The 15,655-nt window shown below is 55.0% G+C and carries 14 protein-coding genes and 1 tRNA gene; 9 read left to right on the forward strand and 6 right to left on the reverse strand.

What is annotated here, in order from left to right; translation table 11 throughout:
• The first annotated feature begins 31 nt into the window (after positions 1 to 31).
• From SriyCCGPB3_RS05775 to SriyCCGPB3_RS05795, 5 genes are all read left to right on the forward strand, one after another.
• Positions 32 to 107 (forward strand) — tRNA-Thr (locus SriyCCGPB3_RS05775).
• Between the two features lie 249 nt (positions 108 to 356).
• Positions 357 to 1,301, forward strand: a complete 945-nt coding sequence (locus SriyCCGPB3_RS05780; protein ID WP_329813168.1) for an RHS repeat-associated core domain-containing protein — start codon at positions 357 to 359, stop codon at positions 1,299 to 1,301.
• Positions 1,298 to 1,702, forward strand: coding sequence for a hypothetical protein (locus SriyCCGPB3_RS05785; RefSeq protein ID WP_329813167.1), 405 nt, complete (start codon positions 1,298 to 1,300; stop codon positions 1,700 to 1,702). The genes SriyCCGPB3_RS05780 and SriyCCGPB3_RS05785 overlap by 4 nt, the downstream gene beginning before the upstream one ends.
• A 645-nt stretch (positions 1,703 to 2,347) precedes the next feature.
• Positions 2,348 to 2,848 carry a hypothetical protein gene (locus tag SriyCCGPB3_RS05790; RefSeq protein WP_194936671.1) on the forward strand — a complete coding sequence of 167 codons (501 nt, stop codon included), beginning with the start codon at positions 2,348 to 2,350 and terminating at the stop codon, positions 2,846 to 2,848.
• Between the two features lie 371 nt (positions 2,849 to 3,219).
• A complete protein-coding gene (locus SriyCCGPB3_RS05795; RefSeq protein WP_153857066.1) occupies positions 3,220 to 4,101 on the forward strand; it encodes a hypothetical protein in 882 nt (293 codons plus the stop codon).
• 282 nt (positions 4,102 to 4,383) lie between these two features.
• Here the strand turns inward: SriyCCGPB3_RS05795 and SriyCCGPB3_RS05800 are convergent, their stop codons facing one another.
• Together SriyCCGPB3_RS05800 and SriyCCGPB3_RS05805 are read right to left on the reverse strand one after the other, a co-directional pair.
• Positions 4,384 to 5,025, reverse strand: a complete 642-nt coding sequence (locus SriyCCGPB3_RS05800; RefSeq protein ID WP_350259983.1) for a hypothetical protein — start codon at positions 5,023 to 5,025, stop codon at positions 4,384 to 4,386.
• A gap of 354 nt (positions 5,026 to 5,379) precedes the next feature.
• Positions 5,380 to 6,126: a hypothetical protein gene (locus tag SriyCCGPB3_RS05805; protein ID WP_153857064.1), complete on the reverse strand. Its 747-nt coding sequence runs from the start codon at positions 6,124 to 6,126 to the stop codon at positions 5,380 to 5,382.
• A gap of 186 nt (positions 6,127 to 6,312) precedes the next feature.
• Between SriyCCGPB3_RS05805 and SriyCCGPB3_RS05810 the strand changes: the two genes are divergently transcribed.
• Positions 6,313 to 7,515, forward strand: a complete 1,203-nt coding sequence (locus tag SriyCCGPB3_RS05810; RefSeq protein ID WP_153857063.1) for a site-specific integrase — start codon at positions 6,313 to 6,315, stop codon at positions 7,513 to 7,515.
• Between the two features lie 5 nt (positions 7,516 to 7,520).
• Here SriyCCGPB3_RS05810 and SriyCCGPB3_RS05815 read toward each other — a convergent pair whose 3' ends face one another.
• A complete protein-coding gene (locus SriyCCGPB3_RS05815; RefSeq protein WP_228756504.1) occupies positions 7,521 to 7,925 on the reverse strand; it encodes a helix-turn-helix domain-containing protein in 405 nt (134 codons plus the stop codon).
• An 86-nt stretch (positions 7,926 to 8,011) separates the two neighbouring features.
• On the opposite strand from SriyCCGPB3_RS05815, the gene SriyCCGPB3_RS05820 reads away from it, so the two are divergent.
• Positions 8,012 to 8,545: a hypothetical protein gene (locus SriyCCGPB3_RS05820; protein WP_153857062.1), complete on the forward strand. Its 534-nt coding sequence runs from the start codon at positions 8,012 to 8,014 to the stop codon at positions 8,543 to 8,545.
• A 734-nt stretch (positions 8,546 to 9,279) separates the two neighbouring features.
• On the opposite strand, the gene SriyCCGPB3_RS05825 is transcribed toward SriyCCGPB3_RS05820, so the two are convergent.
• On the reverse strand, positions 9,280 to 9,840 hold the full coding sequence (locus SriyCCGPB3_RS05825) for a MarR family winged helix-turn-helix transcriptional regulator (RefSeq protein ID WP_153857061.1): 561 nt from the start codon (positions 9,838 to 9,840) through the stop codon (positions 9,280 to 9,282).
• Between the two features lie 115 nt (positions 9,841 to 9,955).
• Between SriyCCGPB3_RS05825 and SriyCCGPB3_RS05830 the strand changes: the two genes are divergently transcribed.
• Both SriyCCGPB3_RS05830 and SriyCCGPB3_RS05835 read left to right on the forward strand, forming a co-directional pair.
• Positions 9,956 to 10,408 (forward strand): hypothetical protein, encoded by a 453-nt coding sequence (locus SriyCCGPB3_RS05830; RefSeq protein WP_153857060.1) that lies wholly within the window; start codon positions 9,956 to 9,958, stop codon positions 10,406 to 10,408.
• A 153-nt stretch (positions 10,409 to 10,561) separates the two neighbouring features.
• Positions 10,562 to 11,653 (forward strand): hypothetical protein, encoded by a 1,092-nt coding sequence (locus SriyCCGPB3_RS05835; RefSeq protein ID WP_329813165.1) that lies wholly within the window; start codon positions 10,562 to 10,564, stop codon positions 11,651 to 11,653.
• Positions 11,654 to 12,715: 1,062 nt separating this feature from the next.
• Here SriyCCGPB3_RS05835 and SriyCCGPB3_RS05840 read toward each other — a convergent pair.
• Entirely contained in the window at positions 12,716 to 14,461 is a 1,746-nt protein-coding gene (locus SriyCCGPB3_RS05840) for a hypothetical protein (protein WP_153857058.1), read from the reverse strand.
• 92 nt (positions 14,462 to 14,553) lie between these two features.
• Complete coding sequence (locus SriyCCGPB3_RS05845; RefSeq protein ID WP_329813163.1) at positions 14,554 to 15,111, reverse strand: hypothetical protein; 558 nt, start codon at positions 15,109 to 15,111, stop codon at positions 14,554 to 14,556.
• Between the last annotated feature and the right edge of the window lie 544 nt (positions 15,112 to 15,655).

The following is a 15,655-nucleotide window of genomic DNA, read 5'->3' on the forward strand; positions in this document are numbered from 1 at the left end:
GGGGCGCCCAGCCCGTAAAATCGCGGGCTCCGCCGGAATAGCTCAGTTGGTAGAGCGGCGCATTCGTAATGCGTAGGTCGCAGGTTCGACTCCTGTTTCCGGCACCAGTTGCATGAAAAGCCCCGGCCTAGGCCGGGGCTTTTTGTGCTTTGGTAGCGCCGAGCCATGCCTGGCGGAATGCCGGCCCCAGTAGTGCCAGCCCATGGCTGGCAGCCCCTAATTTCCGAATCTCGCGGCCAGCCCGGCTTCCCAGGCGCTTAGCGCCGCGCCCTGTTCCCGATCTGGAAACCGCACCCGCCCATTCCTGTGCTATGAATATCCAGCCTTGCTCCAAGGCTCTTTCAGGGATTGGAAGGATGCGCAGGTTCGGGGGAGTTGCAGGCGGTGTATTTACCCGCTTGAGGGGATTTGAAGATCGAATTCGGAAGCTGGGGGCATCAGGCGCCTGGCTGTGCTGCGTGCTGCTGATCGGCTTTGGCTTGTCGCCAGCCGCAATCGCCCAGGAGACGGTCACCTACATCCACACGGACGCTTTGGGCTCGGTCGTAGCTGAGAGCGATGCCAATGGCAACGTGATCAAGCGCTATGACTACGAGCCGTACGGCGCCGTGGTAGGCGGCCAGGTCACGGATGGCCCGGGGTATACCGGGCATGTGAGCGACTCGGCCACCGGGCTGAGCTACATGCAGCAGCGGTACATGGATCCGCAGTTGGGTGTGTTCCTGTCGGTGGACCCGGTAACGGCGTATCAGAAACCGGTTGAGCAGTTCAATCGGTATCGGTATGCGAACGGGAATCCGTACAAGTTCACTGATCCTGATGGACGTGCAGTCACTTGTAACGAGAATCGATGTTCTGGTGAGGTGAACACCATCGCTGATGCTCTGGCGCTTCCTGCAATTCTGACGATAGCGTACGGGGGGAGATTAGTCTCAAATGCAATTGATTCCACCCAGCGGAGTGAAGGGACTGATCCGGCCGACTCCACGGAGGGGGGAGGGGGAAAGCAGTCGCCCGATAGCGTAGCCGGACTACGAGGTGAATCGACTATTGAAAATGTCACTACCCGAGGCACCCGGGTATGGGATAGAGGAGCCGAATCAGATCAGAAAGCAAAGGATTTTGACGCGCTGGGTCCCAAGGATGTCGACACAAAGGCCAACGGAACTCGCGTGGGGCAATTGGAGGATGGAAGTCGAGTGATTGACAGGAATTACTCCAAGGATGGACGGCCGACGCTGGAGATTCAGCGCCAGGATGGTCGAACCACTGATGAGTTTAGATATGGGAAGAAGCCATGATGGGACAGCGTTCTGCAGATTTTGAAGAGTGGCGACCTGACGGAATTGATAAGGATTACTCGTGGAATGTGGGGGAAGTCAGATATTCGATTGACGGGTCTCTGACTGTAGATTTGTTCGAGAATACGGGGAGGAAGGCGTGGATTCTGATGTTCGCAACGCCGCTGACCGTTCGAATTACTCAGGAGGGAAGTCTCCAAGAATACTGGGAGTCAGGAGTAGTGGTGGCCGGGCATAACCTGATGCGTGCAACCAGCTCATCGTTGTTGACGTGGTTGGAGAATTCGAGCGGTGGTGTTCATTCTTCGGACAATATGGCGCATTATGCGGTCTTCTCCGACGATGTCTGCGTTGAAGTTCTCTCGCGTGTCGTGCCTTCTCTGATGCCTGCAGATGCCTAGATGAGGACGATCGGCATCCAGACATCCCCTCGCATCCTGTCCTAAGTTGGCTCTATCGCCACTTATGGACAACTCGCCCGATGTCATCCATCTACACGGACGCCGCTGCCTGTGGCCCCATTGTCATGTGAATGATGCTAGTGGCCAACGTTTGGATATCAATGGGAAGCATGTCGCTCCGGAATCACCGGGAGCGCATCTTCCCCTCGAGGCAAAGTGAGGTCCTGATGCACGATTGGATGCTTCTGGAGATACGAATCGACTGGGCTGCAAGCTCGGCGGTGCTCATTGTGCTGGACGAACGCTCTTTGAGCCGGTCGATATTTTTCAGAGGTCTACGCGAATTCTCAGCTGATAGGCGAGAGCACTGGGGGCAAGCAGTTCAATCAATGAGGCCTCCTGGGACGATTCGTCAATGGATGGCGGAGTTTGTTTGAAGGTTGAGATGCAGTCAGGAGGCATGATCAGTATCTCAGCCGATGCAGCGGATCTCGACGGCAAGCCCCGCATGCCGGCGGTAGGTTCCCTTTAGATCAAATCGCATGCGGACGATCCTCATCCAACTGCATAAATTGGAGCCCGTGGTTGGTTAGGTTGGGAGATGCTCCCTGCCCGATCGGGGGGGGAAGCAAGAGCTAAGTCCAAATGACGGGCGCGTTAGCTTCCATCCTGATCCTGCCCAAGGGGGGGGCTTTGGGGATGAACAGTGATAGCTGCGAGCTTCTGGCCAGAATTGTGGAGACAGGGCTTCTCGGATCTGCTAGCGAATTGGCTCCTGGCTTGCTGGACCGCTACTGGTCGGGCGAAATAAGTGTGCCCTCGGCTATCGATGCCGACATTGCCTCCTATCTTTCGCTGCACGACTTAGGGGCTCTTGCAAGAGCATCAACGTGGATTGCAAGGAATCATGTCCTTTCCGGGCAGATGCCCAAGCAACACTTGGGCTTGGTGCGGTGGCTGTTTGAGAATGGCTATGTTGATCGGCTCGATCTACTGAACCTGCTGGCGCTGCTTTCACTTGGACCGCTGGATGAAGCGGGATTGGAGATCGCCTTGCTCTCCAAAGAAGCACTGGACGAAGGGCGGCTGGAGGGAGGCTTGAAGTTGATAGAGCCAATGCTGCTGGCCTATAGCCCTACGCTATGATGGATGCGTAGGTCGCAGGTTCGACTCCTGTTTCCGGCACCAGATACAGCAGAAAGCCCCGGCCTTGGTCGGGGCTTTTTGTTTTCGGTGCGTTCGGAACTCGTTGATTGGTGAGGGGTTCGCGCCGAGCTGATCATTGCAAGCGTCAATGCTGCTCGTTGCGGATGGCTCTCTTCCGCATAGATGCCGTGGGTCGCATTCGGAGGTCCGGCTTCCAACGTACTTACGCCCGAGCAGGATCGGCCCCTAACCCAATAGCTCGACGAAGTGAAGCTTGGTGCTTCAGTTCAGGTGCGGGAACGTCTCCAGCGACGTGCGGTAGTGATCGCCTAGACTCGGCTGAGTTGCTAGAGGAGTGGAGGAAGTAGCAAATGGGACACGAGTTGTGGACATCACCGGTCACGGGCTATCGCCGTCACGGCACGCGGCTGAATGACTTTAACGATGTTCTTGGGTGCAGGTCCATGGTGAGTGACATCTGCGAGCCACTGAAATGTTGCCCGGCTGGCGCGCCCGCAGATGAAATGCGCGTGGAGCTCGAGAGACTTGACTTTACCGTCGCTGGTGTAAAAGACCTTGAGTTGGGACCGGTGATTGGTTTCGTTGAACGAGATTCCCTTACTCACGGTAAGGTCCGCGATCACCTTTGCCCTCTATCAATGGCAGCTGCAATTCCAAACACCACTAATGTCGTATGTCTTCTGCAGCAATTGCAGAGAAGTCCATTCGTATTTGTGGAGAACGACTCGGTTGTGGACGCGATACTGACTTGGGCGGATATCAACAAGCCCATTGTTCGCATCTACATCTTCGGCCTAATTTCGCTGCTTGAAATGCACCTCAGCTTTTGGGTCGCTTCTACATATAGAGATGATCAATGGAAAGCCGTACTTAGGGATCGAAGAGTCTTAGCTGCGGTAGCGGTGCAGGAGGGGCGGAGAAGATTTGGTCAAGAACTGCCGCTGATTCAGTGTCTTCAGTTATGTGATAAGCGAGATCTTGTTTTGCAATCCGAAGCCCTTAGGCAGCTATTCGGGTTGAGTTCGAAGAATTCAGGGGAAAAGTTCTTCAAAAGCGTCGAGGCGCTTAGAAATTCGCTTGCACACAGTCAGTACGATATCGTAGTTGGGGGTGCATGGGGTGAGATGCTAAGCCTAATTACCCGAATTCAGGCGGCGGTGCAGCTATCCGATCTACATGTGGAGAATGGTGCTATGCAGAGTTCGGCAAGGTTCTCAAGCCTCCTTTGGTGAGTGTTCGTCTATTTTATGTTTGTTCTACTGTATGGGTAGATTTTAAAATTCTGTGGCCCCATTTAATGTCAATAAATGTATCTGGGATGTGAAAAACTGGCTGAAGTTCTGTTAAAAAAATCAAACTGAAACTTTATCCGATTCATTCTTGGGTTGGGGGGCAGGCTTTGTTTGGATGTCAATGCTTGTGAGTCGCTATTTTGGATGAATTTGCGGATTATTTACAATGAGTGCGGCTCTGGCGCAAAGAATTGTGTTGCGATTTTAACGAGTTGATGTCGCCTAAGTTAGTGTGACTGCCCAGGCGCCGAGGGCGAATATCGCGGTTGTGAACGCAACAATGGACCCGGTGATCTTTGCGAGCTCAGAAGGTTTGAGCTGTGAAATGATGTCGCCTATGCTCATAGTCGCCAGTCTGGGTTTTGTTATTATTGCGTTGTGTTGAGCTTCGTTTAGTTTTCTTTTCCAGTCGGCGAGGATTCCATTGAATTCCACCGTGTTTAGTGACTCAGGCTTGGGGTCCAGGCGCTGTACGTACCAGTCGTAGCCCGCTTCTAGAAGACCTTCGGGACGTATCTCGTTGGCCACGATGACGAGAAGGGGGCGTGCTCGGCTATACGATAAAGCAGCTTCTATTTGATTCCATGGCGTCGTTAAGCTTACGCCAGAAAGCGGCTTTTCACTGGGGCCGGACCTGCGCTCTAAACCCTGCTGTATATATATTCTTTCCAGGGCGATTACGATAGTTCCTGCGCACTTGTCAAGAAGGTCATTTACAGCTTTAAGTGGGGCGTCTGAGCTGAAGTGGCTTCTTCCTACCGTTTTGGGCGTCAGGCCTTCGCTGCGGAGGCGAGCTTCGACCGCTTGTACAAAGGACTCTTGCAGTTCATTTGCAGTCCCGCCGACACTAAGAAAGACGTCCATGCTTTTGACCTTGATCGATTGGAATTCTATACGTGGTGATGGTATCCGAAATTCTCAGGGTGTCCTAAATTTTCTCTTCTAAACATTGCGATAACAGCTTGGTCGCAGGTTCGACTCCTGTTTACGGCACCGGTTGCATGAAAAGCCCCGGCCTTGGCCGGGGCTTTTTGTTTGGGGGCGTTGGATCCCGTTGATTGGTCAGGGAAGGGGAGAGGTGTTCGCTAGCCTCCCCTTCCACGCTGCAGCTGCGGATGGTTCGTATTCATCCCTCAAGGGCGGTTTCGTTTTCTCAATTGGCTTCGAAGCGCCTTGCAGAATGACCTTACAGTAATCTTCAAATCTCATGGCGTTCAGTCAATCTTTTGCGAAATTCTCAAGGAAGGTCACTGCGCGTCCACTGATTTGAATGATGTTGTCAACCTTTATCACTTTATCTGCCACGGCGTTCATCTTCCGCCAAAGTGCGCTAAGCGAATTTCGTTGATCGGGCTGAAGCTTCGATACTTCAGACTCGCTGAAGAATATGTCGCCTGTAGCAGATTTAACAGCTTCCTTGATTGCGGACGCGCCTCTCAATGGATAGTCTGCTAGTGCCGTTTCAGCAAGCCGTATATGGCGCCGCAGAACTGCCTTCAACTCTGATGGGAATGAGTTGTCTGCAAGGAGTAGTTCTAAATCATTGATAATACTAACAATTTCAGCAAATTCTTCAAGTGCGATGCCGTCCTCTTCATCCGGCAGAACCTCACTACAGAATATAAGGACTGCGAAAACGTCCTCGCTCAAATATTGTCGGATATTCCCACTTGGGTTGAGGAGATGCTGGGGTGACAGAGCATTGTCAAGTTTGGCGAAGGCCGGACCATAGGCGTTGCTGGAAAATCCTAGTAGCTGCAGCTTGTCACGTAGTATGTCGAGTTCATCGACAAGAATGAGAATCCGCTCGGACGCTTGAATGTATCCGCGAGCTCCTTTTCTTGGTTCGATTTCCAGTACATGCTGCCATCCCGATAGGGCGGCTTTGTTCGGATCTATTTCATTCCACCTCTGCATTCGACGGTGAATTCGCGAAGCGCTGTTGTTTCTAGTGTTCTGAATCATCCTAATCCATGTTTATGCTTGAGGCGCGAAGCCAATTGCATCACATGTCGGGGCTTTCGTCACTACTGCGGAGTATTACTGGCAGAGGATGTTGGTTGCGTTCGCACAGCGGATGATCCTCATCCAAACACCGCCTCGCATCCTGTCCTAAGTTGGCTCTATCGCCACTTATGGACAACCCGCCCGATGTCATCCGCCCTCACCAAGCGCACTGTGCACACAGCTGAGCCCCGAGATCGCCCCTACGAGCTCAGGGACGCTCAAGTTCGTGGGCTCATTCTTCGCGTGCAGCCGTCAGGGTACAAAGCTTGGATCGTGACATGGGCGCACGGTAAGCGTCGTACCTTGGGGTCGGTCGAATATCTGACACTTGATCAGGCCCGTGACCAAGCCCGGCAAGCGGTTGCTGAATATGTTCAGTCCGGATTGCCGGCACTCGCAAAGTCCAAGCCCACTAGCTGCACGCTCGAAACACTGCTCAACGAGCATTTCGAGCCCTGGGCGATAGCTGAGCTCAAGGGCGGTCGCCAGTACCCGGATCGCATCCGATCCGTGTTCCCGTGGCTGTTGCGCCGTCAGATCATTGAGATTGATGTGCCCACCATGGAGCGATGGTGGCGCGGGCGTGTCACTGGCCCTGATGCCGTCACCAAGGCTACCGCAGCGCGCGACTTTGCTTGCCTGCGGTCTGCCTTGTCCCGTGCGGTCGAGTGGAAGTTGATCGAGACCAATCCTTTGATGGGCATGCGTCAACGATCGGCAGCTAGCCGGAAGGTGGTTCGGTTCCTGTCCCCGGACGAAGAAGCGATGCTTCGGGCCACGCTGGCATCGCGCGATCTGGCTGGGGTTGAGGGCAGGGCAAATGCAAATGCGGCCCGACGCAAGTACCGGCAAGCGGTTCTGCCTGATTTGCCGATGGACGGGTACGTCGATCACCTGACCCCGGTGGTTCTTACAGCCATTAATACCGGTATGAGACGTGGTGAGTTGTTGTCGATGAGCTGGGCTGACATCAACTGGGAAGCCAAGATGCTGACCATTCGAGCCGAGAACGCCAAGTCCGGTAGGCAGCGTCACATCCCGCTAAACGTCGAAGCCATGGAAGTCCTGCAGCGTTGGGCTAGACAAGCGGGCGAGCGCCGTGCGGGCAAGGTCTTCGACGTGACCGACATCAAGAAGGGGTGGGGAAGACTCATAGCCGATGCCCGCATTGAAGAGTTCCGTTTCCATGATCTGCGCCATCATTTCGCATCACGCTTGGTGCGGACAGGCGTGGACCTGAACACCGTGCGGGAGCTCTTGGGACACGCAGACATCACCATGACTCTTCGCTACGCCCACCTGGCCCCGGACACTCTGGCGGCGGCAGTTGCCAAGCTGGCGGCGTGAGAGGGCTAATCCCTCTGCTCCCCAGCCAAACGCTCGAGCTCTTCCCTCATCCTTTGGCGCTCCCCAGAGGTAAGCTTGGCGAAAGCCAAGATCGCCGCAGCTAGGTCATCGTCCTCAGCGAACAGGTAGGCGACCGGTACATCCAATGCCTTGGCCAACTCTGCAGCCTTGGTCATGTCAGCTTGGTTTCGTTCGCGCTCGTACCTGTTGATCAGCACGGCACCACGGTTCTTGTCCTGGTCCTTATCCACCATTGCCCCCAGCGCGCGCTGGGACAGCCCGCGCAGTGCTCGAGCTTCGGACAACCGTTTGGAAAACGTAGCAGTGATGACTGTGGGCGATGGCACGCGGAGGTAACGGTGAGTGAACCTGTTGGAGCATGAGCCATATACCTGATCAGTAGAAGTCATTACCATACCAGTATATGGTGTTGTGCGAGGTATGACTGGCCGCAAGGGGTGGCCGGGCCCGTCAGCGCTCAGTCGGGGACGTTGAGATGAAGAACCGGATTACGCATGTTGCCGTCATGTCGTTGGTGCTGACGGCTGTTGTTCCCGGGGAGGGAGTGGCTCAACAACAGCGGTCTTACGACCGTTTCAAGGATCGAACCTCCTACGAGGCCAAGGTGGAGCTATCGGAGCTGTCCAAGACCAGCAGGGGCATTTCTCTGAGCCTGAAGAGCGTGGTAGACGGAGACCGCGCTGTAACGAAGTCGGACTCTTTCACCGTTTCGGCTATCGTCACCTTCAACATGTCCTATGACGTTCGCTGTGCCGGTACGAGCTTTGACATGCTCGTGGATGGAAAGGCTGTTTCGCTTCCCAGTGACATGCCCGCTTTCAATCGATACGAGTACGCCATCCTTTCGTTCGGCAAGAAGATGACCCTGGCAGAAGTAGGGGCCTTCACCGGTGCCAAGAGGATCGAGGTACGGGTCTGCGATACCGAGTACAGCCTGGACGATGAGCAACGCGCTGCACTGCGTGATCTGGTTAAGGACGCTCAGATGGGTAGCTCAACCGGTGGCTGATGTCGGAAACCCTCGCACATCCAATCATGGAGGAGAGAACATGCAAGCCAGCGATTCAGCAATCAATCTCTATCAATGCCCGGCTTGCCGTGCTGCCATCCCCTCGGGTAGATCATCCGCGAAGTGTCCTAAGTGCTACACGGACCTGCCCAAGGCAGTTGTTGAATCGAATCGCGCTACCGCGAGCGCAGGGCAGGAGTTTGGGTCTGCGACGTTGTGCGTGGTGTTGGGCCTAGCTGGGCTTGGGATCGGGCTCTACTTCCTTATCAACCCATCAGCAAGCAGCTACAGCAACATCGCGAACATGCACGCGCTCGCTGTGGGGCAAGCTCTGACCGTCGCTGGGGCTGTCTTGCTTGGGTTCGGCATTCGCCCTCGATAACTTGCTCGCTAGCTTGATCGGGCCCGTTGGCAGAGATGTCAGCGGGCCTTTCGTATGTGCGAATGTCTGCGATCTGGGGCCATCTTCTATTGAGGATGCTATCCGTAGTCAGAAGCGTACTGGCACGCCCTGCCGCGCGATGTGGGGCGCTCCGTCGACTATGCATGCAGGGATGCAGCTGCTCAGTCCGACGAGCGCTATGACGCGATTGATTGGCATTGCTGACGCTCCTATCAAGCAGAGGGTCAGGATCATCCGCATCCAAGTCGCGAAGTCCTAGGCGGTACGCGGAGAACGCAGTGCCTGCCCGACGAAGTGGAAGCGAGGTACGGACAACTCCATACAGGCATGCTCAGTCGAACCGGGCGCGCGCTCGCGAAGCAGCAGCCCTCGATTCCTCCTGATGCTTCCCTACTGCGATCTTCGTTTCCTTCTTCGACAGTGTGCGCATGTGAGCAACCCTGCGCCCCTCATCCTGTTCATGCGTACGAATTAGGTTCAGCTTAGCCACGGTCTGTAGCAGCTGCTTCTTCGCCGTGGGCGAGAGCGCCTCGCTAAGACCGTCGAAGGTGTCCTCCCAAGCGACCGATCCTCCGGCCAACATCGAGCGACCTAGCTTCGTAGTGGCAAGCGCTTTAGAACGTTCATTCAGCGACTTTTCTGTCACAAGGCCGTCGCGCTTCATGCGGCAGACGAGCACTGACATTGATCCGGGTGTTGTGTTGATCATCCTAGCAAGACTGGCACGGGTCATCGGATACGCACTTCCTACTTCTGTCCGGGCAATCGCATCTAGTGCCAGGAAAGCTGAGGTAGACAACTTGTATGTCTTCAAGCGGGCCTCGAGATCGCTCGAGAGCCCATTGATCAAGATCATTAGCGCCTTGAATTCGGCGTGCGGCAGTTGGGTCATGCCACATCCTAAGATGGTGGACTAGTTGAATTCAATGGGTCCGCCACTTACTCGCTTGGCAACCTTGTTTCCAGCGACGGCAATTTCGCAGCCGCTATCAACTAGGAGAGCTACTATGCACAAGCACAACAATATTGATCGTTCCACCCGCCTCTTCGCCGCGCAGCGCGAGGGCAGGGACGCGCTGCACGCCGCGCAGAGCTCAATTTCTGAAACGATCATGGGTGGTGAGCAGCTGGTCGCGGATAAGGCGTGCGAAATCCATCGCGCCTCCATCTACGGCGAGATGACTGCATTCGATGTCACTACTGAGTTTGCGAACATGCTGCAGCGCTACATCGGGACTACTGACCGTCGCTTCGACCTGCGCGTATGCGATGCCTCGATGTTCCGTGCGATTTGGAAGGCTCGCCAGATGGTCGACATGACCGGTATCAATTACCGCGACTACGTTCAGCGTGCCGTGACCTACCTGCGCCACTGTGGCAAGAAGCGCATCACGCCTGCGATGCTTGTTTCTGCTGATGTGCAGTTGCACGTCATGGAGCTCGATCTCGTCAGCCGTTAAGGAATCCCGCACTCCACACGGCACGTAGTTCCTGCGCTAGGTGTGGAAGGGTCCTTCGCACCCAGCGCTTACCGGAACGTGACGCAGCGCGCGTCACGCCAACCATCTAGTCGGTCCTGGCCGGGTTATCAGAAATGAGGTCCAACAATGACAATGGCAGCATATCGTCGTGCCCAGAAATTGGCAGCGGCAAAGAGGGCTGGGTCTGAAGCGCTGGCGACAGAGCAGATGGTCCAAGCACGGGAGTGGATTGCGCCGAGCGACTTCAATGAAGAACCGGACTTTGCGCGATCTGCACATCTGACGTACCGATACATGAGTGCGTACGAGCGCACGCAGAGCTTCTATGAAGCGTATCGCAAACACTACGTCCATCGCTTCTTGCGACGTAAGGGACGCGAGCCGCAGGGGTTCCCGAGCCTTATTAGTGGCCTTGAGGTAGGCGACTTCGCTAGTATCTGGCGAGCGCGACAGCGCGCGGATGCAATGGGAGTTCCTTACGAGCGCTTCGTCATTGAGCTGATGCTGGAGGCGGACGCTAATGGGACGCGACAGCTGCCCCGGCCGAACCAGCTCTGCAGTGACTCCAAGCTGCCTATGCTGATCGAGCGCTTGGAGCAGAAGCGGGCCGAAGGTACTTTCGATCCCTTTGCAAAGGACTTCGACCCGCGATTCTATGCGGCTAACTTTGTGGGCGACCAACAGCAGCTGGACGCCCTGGCGTGGATCGAGGAGCAGATTGCTAAGGCCGGACGTGCTCGCAAGCCGGTGTTGCTTAGCCGCTTCATGTGCGTCGAGCAGCTGATTTCGGAAGCAGAGGCTACGCGCCGGTTTGGGCAGGAGCTCGTCGATGAGGCTAAGTCCCACCGAGGGGGTTACACGTCGCGCACTCCGGTGGTGCTTGATGCCCCCGGGCCCTCCGATCCAGCCTGCTTTGGTATGCGCACCGAAGGGCACGCAATCTGCAGCCAATGTCCGGTAGCCCAGCGTTGCACCGAATTGCGAACTAAAGTCGAGGAAGGCGTCCAGGAGCGGTTCGGGGTGCTGGACGTTCCGAAGGAGCGTAAGCGTATTGCGGCCCGAGACCGCAAGCGTCGACAGCGAGAGCGAGAGCGCAGTGGGGCCGCTATGACGGATCAGGAGCTTCACCGGGTGCTTAAGGAGGCAGCGGATCCCAAGGTGATCCAGAGGCGCGAGAGGGACAAACAGCGCCGGGATGGGAAGAAACGCAAGAGCCAAGAATAGGCGAGGCTCCCAGCACTGGCCGAGATGTCACGCTTCCCTAATATTTATTAGCTCTTATTTATAAGCTCTAACATATATAGGGAAGCGTGACATCGAGGCCTCACAGCCCGGAGATCCTAGCGCTCTAGAGGTCGGCTTCCGGCAGGCGCTGCCGCCCCGACGCCCCCCCGGGAGGGTACGAGTTGGTGTTCAATTTGCATCTCCTTACGAGTTCTCCCTCGGCTGGATCCCTCGTAGCCGATCCTCCGGCCTTCTGGAGGCACACCGGTTTCGCGTCCGTTAGGACCCTGTCTCGGGAGCTCTGCATGCCCTTGCGGCCTCTGCCATGTATGAAGCGCTGCTGCCGATCCGCGTCATACCGAGCCTATGTGACGTGATCATTAGCCGGAGATCTGGGTGATGCAGTTGTGGTTTAAGCATTGATAGCGCAAGTCTGTCCCTTCCGACCAGGTGCCAGTGCGGGCAGGGCTGACCGTCACTTTCGCGAACGGAAGGAATGCTGCCGTCTACTCCATGCTAAGCGCTACTAAAGCGCATGCTGCCTGAGTTCAGCACGCAGGACGCGGGCGGCGGTGTATGAGCCGGTGCCTGCAGTCGCAAGACATGGTGGCCATATATGAAGCGTACGGTGGTGTTCGGCCTTGTACGGGCGGCAAAGAAAGTTCGCCGTTCAAGTCTCATCCCCTGCGACCGATATGCTCAAGGATGCATAAAGCAATCACCGGGACAGCTACATGGATCGTTGGACGTGGATGATGCTAAGGAATTAAGTCCCAGCAGTAGCACCGCTGGTAATTGGGTTGGCTTAGACATGAAGCGTCAATTGCTCGCAAGGATTTACGCACTGGCGTGCTGCGTGGCGGCTATGGCAAGCAGGCTTCTCCGAATTTTCTTCAGACGCCTCGCCGCAAATTTGCCGCCAGTGAGGGGAGGCATCCGTTCACTGGCGGTCTGAATGAGCTTCAAGCTGGCAGCTTTCACCGGAAGCGCGGGATCAAGTTCGCTGATCCCTCAGCGTTCGCGTGCCTCCAGACCATCGCTGGTACGCTAAAGTCCTCGCCGTTAAGGCGCGTCGAGTCCACAGACTTCGAGGAGATCGGAGGGGGTGACTTCACCGTGTGCGCGAAGCTTTTTCCTCCAAGCTAGGTGATATCTGGACTGGAACTCAATCGCTTCGTCTAGAGTCTTGGCGTACTTGTGTCGAGCGCACAAGTCTATAAACCTATCAATGAAGCCGTCGAGATATTCATGCGCGTTCTCGACTAGTGCATCCGTCTGGCTTGGTGATTTTCCGTCGTGAATGATTGAGTTGCGTGCGCGATAAATCCTCTCGATCTGCCAGGTGATGCGTCTCTCGTGTTCAATGATTCGTTCATTGAGATGGTCTTTCTTGGAGATTAGTTTTGACATCTCAAAACAGCGATTCATGAGGAGGGCATAACCTTCTGTCATTCTGTATAGGTCGCTGCGAATTTCCTCGTAATCTCCGCCAAGCAGTACAAGTGCTAGCTTCTGGTGAGGTTTCCAGTCTGGCTGCTGCACTCGCTTGAGAAGCTTGGAGGTGCCTTTGCGATTCCAGCGATAAAGGTCGCCCGCTAAAGCAAACAGTAGGCGGTTAAAATACCCATGATTGAGGAACGGCATGATGAGCCTCAGCACCTCTCGAAGCTTTGAGCCTGAAGCTCTTGGTACCAGGACTTCCATTCCAGTCCATAGATTGATGAGTTGAGCCTCTGAGCTGGTTGCTTCCTGGGCTGACCCATGCAGCCTTACCACGCTAATGAAGCGATCAAATGACTGTCGATCAGCAAAGCTAAGTCCATTCATCGCCTCGGCCAGCTTCTGTGAGGCCCTTGTTGGCAGGCTGTCTCGAGATCGTTTTGCGCCGGATGTAGCTGCACTGACCCTGACGGCCAGTGCATTGCCATCAATAGATAGCGCATTGGACTGCCAGTGAATTTTGCGCTTGTGATGAAAGAGCGCGAACATGTCGGATAGGCGTTCTAGCCGCTTCTCAGCATCGTTCTTCGCGGTATATGCATCCTTCGCTGTTACGTCGCAAACCGCGACAAGGAGTTCGTCGTCATTGGCACGAAAATCCTCACGATGAGCAATTGTGACTCTTTCGTCCTCATTATCCGGCAAGTAAATTCTGAAGTATTGAGCGGAGGACTCGGTCTCCTTGATTATCTTGGGTGCTACGAAGAGCACGTCATACTTGTGCGATCGCATGTCAAAGGAGCGAAAGAAGGTGGCGAGGTGCGCTGGATCTGACAGTCCTGCAGTTCCGTCGTAGAACACTGAGGTCTGGGTGGCAATGTGTTGCTTGCTGTATCCCAGTGAGAGCATGGCAGATACCCAGCTCTTCGCAGAGGTGCGGATATGCATCTTCTGCCTGTCAGATGCACAAAGCTTGATTATTTGATGTTGTAGCTCGGCAGTGTATTTCGGCCCTTTGAGTACGTTGATTAGTAGTGATAGCCTCAACCGGATGTCAACTAGCTTATCTTCCGCGCTGAGCGATAAGTAGAACTCCGACTCAAAGGGTAGTAGTCGCTTTGCTACATTGTCTGACTTGATTATCGACGCCAGCTCCTCAAGTACAGGCGTGAGCCGGTTCCTATCCATAGATCCAGCTTCTATATGCTCAATTATTGAAAGTGCCTCTGCGCCTAGGCTGCCGGGGCTCATCACTCTGGGTTTATATGTTGCCGGAGTGTACTCGTACAGTAGTTCGTCGAGACATTGTGCGAAAAATATTACGCCTACGGCGTTGGCATCGATTCCGGATGGCTGCTTGAATCTCATCAGCAAATCGTCCTTGCGGCTTCTGTTTATACGTAACAGGGGAGTTGGGGTGTCGAGTAGCTTGAGCGGATAGACTTTTAGTATCGAGCGCGCTAACCAGCTGAGTTGGCAAGTTGGACTGCTTGGCGCGTGATAATAAACTTACGGGTGCCCTTGCTGCCGTAATCGAGTCTGAATAATCCAAGCTCTACCAAGGTATTCAAGTCATCCTCAATGAATCTTGGTTCCTGAACGTCGAGCTGCCCTGCGCCGCTGATAAAATGATATCGCGTCGAGTTGATGGATTTGTGTTCCCAGAGTTCATTCGCCCCGGAATCGGCGAACTGCTTGACAATTGACATTGCTTGGGCGGAAAGAGTGCCGCTGGGCCTTATGGATTCGGCTAGATCAGAAAAGGTCTGTATGTGGGAAGCAACGGATGCTAAAACTTCGTCCAGCGAATCAAGCCGCAGGAGCAGCTCTTGATGATTTAGCGAAAGTATTGATTTGAGATGGATTGCGAGCATCTGGTTGCGCTCGATGTCAATCGCGACATCCTCGTGCCGCTTATCTCGCAGCCATTGAATAAACTCGGAAAGCTGCGTTCCTGAGCTTTCGCTCTTGTAGTTGCTGAGAAGCCCAACGATGGTTGCGAAGCTCGTGGCTGCCATTAGCGGGTCCACTTAACTCTCCTTGACTGAGTGGTATTGGCTATTTTTCGTTCCAGCGATTCATTCCGAGTGTTGGGCGGTGAGCACGGGAATCGACGATCTCCCACTAGCGCCCTCGTGGGCTCAGGATAGCGCACCGGCAGATACACTTGCTAAGGGTCAGCCTGTTTGGCTTAGGTGCCACTTACCGCACATTTGGAGGCGAATAAATTATTGTTTTAGCTGACGTTTTGTCCGTATGAGTGTCGCTTATCTAGTGCGACGCTCCTCGGTATGGTCTTCAGCGTTGGAGTGACCCTATAGATAAGAAGTGTCCTCATCCTCGTCCGCATCTGGGACTGGCGGAGTGGAGCTACCCTCGGCCCATGGCTTAGTTGGCGCTTATCGTCAGTCGGGCCAGTTCAGGTCAGTCTCCGGAACACCCCATTGGGTGCTTGCCAGGCGAGCGCTCGAGAGCGTACCGGTGGCAATGGTCCATGCCGGTCCGCTCGGTCGGAGTCGGTCTGATCCGCTGAGCTGCGACTCGCTTGGATCGCTAGTCGGG

Origin of the sequence: Stenotrophomonas riyadhensis (assembly GCF_040256885.1) — a bacterium.
Lineage (GTDB): Bacteria > Pseudomonadota > Gammaproteobacteria > Xanthomonadales > Xanthomonadaceae > Stenotrophomonas > Stenotrophomonas riyadhensis.

Bases quoted from the DNA above. Each gene is read 5' to 3' on its own strand.
- SriyCCGPB3_RS05780 (WP_329813168.1), top strand. From the start codon at position 357: ATGCGCAGGTTCGGGGGAGTTGCAGGCGGTGTATTTACCCGCTTGAGG.
- SriyCCGPB3_RS05785 (WP_329813167.1), top strand. From the start codon at position 1,298: ATGATGGGACAGCGTTCTGCAGATTTTGAAGAGTGGCGACCTGACGGA.
- SriyCCGPB3_RS05790 (WP_194936671.1), top strand. From the start codon at position 2,348: ATGACGGGCGCGTTAGCTTCCATCCTGATCCTGCCCAAGGGGGGGGCT.
- SriyCCGPB3_RS05795 (WP_153857066.1), top strand. From the start codon at position 3,220: ATGGGACACGAGTTGTGGACATCACCGGTCACGGGCTATCGCCGTCAC.
- SriyCCGPB3_RS05800 (WP_350259983.1), bottom strand. From the start codon at position 5,025: ATGGACGTCTTTCTTAGTGTCGGCGGGACTGCAAATGAACTGCAAGAG.
- SriyCCGPB3_RS05805 (WP_153857064.1), bottom strand. From the start codon at position 6,126: ATGATTCAGAACACTAGAAACAACAGCGCTTCGCGAATTCACCGTCGA.
- SriyCCGPB3_RS05810 (WP_153857063.1), top strand. From the start codon at position 6,313: ATGTCATCCGCCCTCACCAAGCGCACTGTGCACACAGCTGAGCCCCGA.
- SriyCCGPB3_RS05815 (WP_228756504.1), bottom strand. From the start codon at position 7,925: ATGACTTCTACTGATCAGGTATATGGCTCATGCTCCAACAGGTTCACT.
- SriyCCGPB3_RS05820 (WP_153857062.1), top strand. From the start codon at position 8,012: ATGAAGAACCGGATTACGCATGTTGCCGTCATGTCGTTGGTGCTGACG.
- SriyCCGPB3_RS05825 (WP_153857061.1), bottom strand. From the start codon at position 9,840: ATGACCCAACTGCCGCACGCCGAATTCAAGGCGCTAATGATCTTGATC.
- SriyCCGPB3_RS05830 (WP_153857060.1), top strand. From the start codon at position 9,956: ATGCACAAGCACAACAATATTGATCGTTCCACCCGCCTCTTCGCCGCG.
- SriyCCGPB3_RS05835 (WP_329813165.1), top strand. From the start codon at position 10,562: ATGGCAGCATATCGTCGTGCCCAGAAATTGGCAGCGGCAAAGAGGGCT.
- SriyCCGPB3_RS05840 (WP_153857058.1), bottom strand. From the start codon at position 14,461: ATGAGATTCAAGCAGCCATCCGGAATCGATGCCAACGCCGTAGGCGTA.
- SriyCCGPB3_RS05845 (WP_329813163.1), bottom strand. From the start codon at position 15,111: ATGGCAGCCACGAGCTTCGCAACCATCGTTGGGCTTCTCAGCAACTAC.